The organism is Microbispora sp. GKU 823 (assembly GCF_002027145.1).
Taxonomy (GTDB): Bacteria; Actinomycetota; Actinomycetes; order Streptosporangiales; family Streptosporangiaceae; genus Microbispora; species Microbispora siamensis.
This window is the reverse complement of sequence record NZ_MWJN01000231.1, coordinates 1-2,011: the sequence shown is the minus strand read 5'-3', so window position 1 is coordinate 2,011 and position 2,011 is coordinate 1. Positions and strand designations below refer to the sequence as shown.

Sequence of the window (2,011 nt, the reverse complement as noted above, 5' to 3'; positions counted from 1 at the left end):
CGCCTGCCCCTGCCCTGGCCACGCTTCCAGCACACCCTCTGGCAGGCCAACCGCCTCGCCCTCGACGGCCGATTCGATCAAGCCAGGGCGGCGTACGGCCAGGCCGCGCGACAGGCCCGCCACCTGGGCGGAGAGGAGACGGCGGTGGTGGCGACCGGACGGTTGCTGCTGTCGTACTGCGCGGGCCGTATGGAGGGCGCCGGCCCGCTCATCGGCGCGATCCAGTGCGTCAACCCATCGCTGGCTCACGCCGCCCGGGTGCTGCACCTGTCCGTCCTGGGACGCCGCATGGAAGCGCGCGTGCTGGCTGCCGAAGGGTGGCGCGCGCCTGCGTGCGACTGGTCGCCCTTGAGCACGACCTGTCTGCAGGGGGCGGCCCAGGCCGCCGTCGGCGACGCCCCCGCCTGCCGCGACACCTACTCCGCGCTGCTGCCGTACAGCGGGCGGATCCTGACGGGGCTGGGAAGGGCCATGGCCGGACCCGTCGACTGGTACCTGGCCCTGCTCGCCTCCGCCATGGGCGACCACCTCCGTGCCGCCGAGCATCTGTCCGCCCTCGAACAGACCGCGGAGCGAACGGGGCTCACCTGGTGGCGGCACCGGGCCAGGACGGCGGGGTGGACCGTGCGACGACCGCTGCGGATTCCGCATCGCCCCGCAGGTTCGGCGGCGCGTGGCCGGCGGCGCGCGGACGCCCCCCCTGCTCGGCCGTTCGTGATGCCGCACGGCTCCTCACCGAGGGCCGGGCCCGTCGCGATCGTCCGCGGCCCGGTCCGGCGGCCGGCCCGGCACGACCAATCAATCAGACGGCGGATCATGAATCACCCAGAAAGCGGACGAGGGGGCGCCTCGCCGCGGCCTACCGTCGCGACCGCGGCAGTTCGGCGGCCCTGACGAAGCGATCCTCATGGACCGGTCGCCGGCGTACCACGCCGGACTCTTTCGGGCGTCCGCGGGAAGTCGTGTCAACCGGGCCGGAACCGAGGAGGTACGAGTGGAGTTCTGTGTTCTGGGCCCTGTGGAGGTCCACGACTCCAGGGGAAACCCCGTCGATGTGGGCGGGCCGCGTCAGCGGACCGTGCTGGCCCGGCTGCTGGTGGCACAGGGGGCCGTCGTTTCGACGAGGACCCTGATCGAGGACGTGTACGGGGACGCGCCTCCGGTGAGTGCGCTGGCGACGGTGCAGTCGTATGTGTCGCATCTACGCAGGGCGATCGAGCCGGATCGGCCCGCGCGTGGCCGGCCGCGGGTCCTGGTGGGACGGCCGCCGGGGTATGCGCTGGTGACGCGGGAGGTGGACGCGGTCCGGTTCGCGGAGTTGGTGCGGCGGGCGGAGTTCCTGTCGCCGGTTGAGGCGCTGGGGGCGGTGGAGGAGGCGCTGGGGCTGTGGCGGGGCTCGCCGTATGGGGGAGTTCTGTGATGAGCCGTGGGCGCTGACGGAGGTCAGCCGGTTGCGGGAGTTGCGGTTGGTGGCGGTGGAGCGGCGTGCGCAGGCGTTGCTGGATCTGGGCCGGCCGCAGGCGGTGATCGCGGATCTGGAGGCCGAGACGGTGGCCAGTCCGTTGCGGGAGCGGTTGTGGTGCCTGCTCGCGCTGGCCCTGTACCGCACCGGGCGTCAGGCCGACGCGCTCGCCGTGGTGCGCAACGCCGGGGACACGCTCACCAAGGAGCTTGGCGTCCCCTGCGGGCCGGAACTGCGGGCGTTGGAAGACGACATCCTCCGGCAGGTCGAGTCGCTGACGCCGGCGCCCCCTTCCGTGGTGCTCGAGTCCGTCGAGGAGTCCTCGCAGGTGCTCGTGACGCCCGCCCCGGCGCAGCCTGCGGTGCGGGGGCGTGAGGGGGTGTTGGGTGAGCTGGTGGCGTTGGCGGGGTCGGTGGCACGGCGTGGGGTGGGTTTCGCGGCGGTGAGCGGGGAGCCGGGGATCGGTAAGACGTTCCTGCTGGAGGCGTTGGCGGCGTGGTGCGTGGATGCGGGGCATGTGGTGGGTGTGGGGGCGCTGTCACGACCACG

3 protein-coding genes are annotated in these 2,011 nt (G+C 73.2%); all 3 read left to right on the top strand.

Features of this window, described 5'->3' with window-relative positions; translation table 11 throughout:
- Positions 1-894: hypothetical protein (locus B1L11_RS47745; protein ID WP_179155611.1), on the top strand; the 894-nt coding region annotated here is incomplete at its 5' end.
- A gap of 100 nt (positions 895-994) precedes the next feature.
- Positions 995-1,420, top strand: coding sequence for a winged helix-turn-helix domain-containing protein (locus tag B1L11_RS44390; protein ID WP_179155610.1), 426 nt, complete (start codon positions 995-997; stop codon positions 1,418-1,420).
- On the top strand, positions 1,404-2,011 hold a 608-nt coding region (locus B1L11_RS44385; RefSeq protein WP_306291792.1), incomplete at its 3' end, for a BTAD domain-containing putative transcriptional regulator. The genes B1L11_RS44390 and B1L11_RS44385, both read left to right, overlap by 17 nt.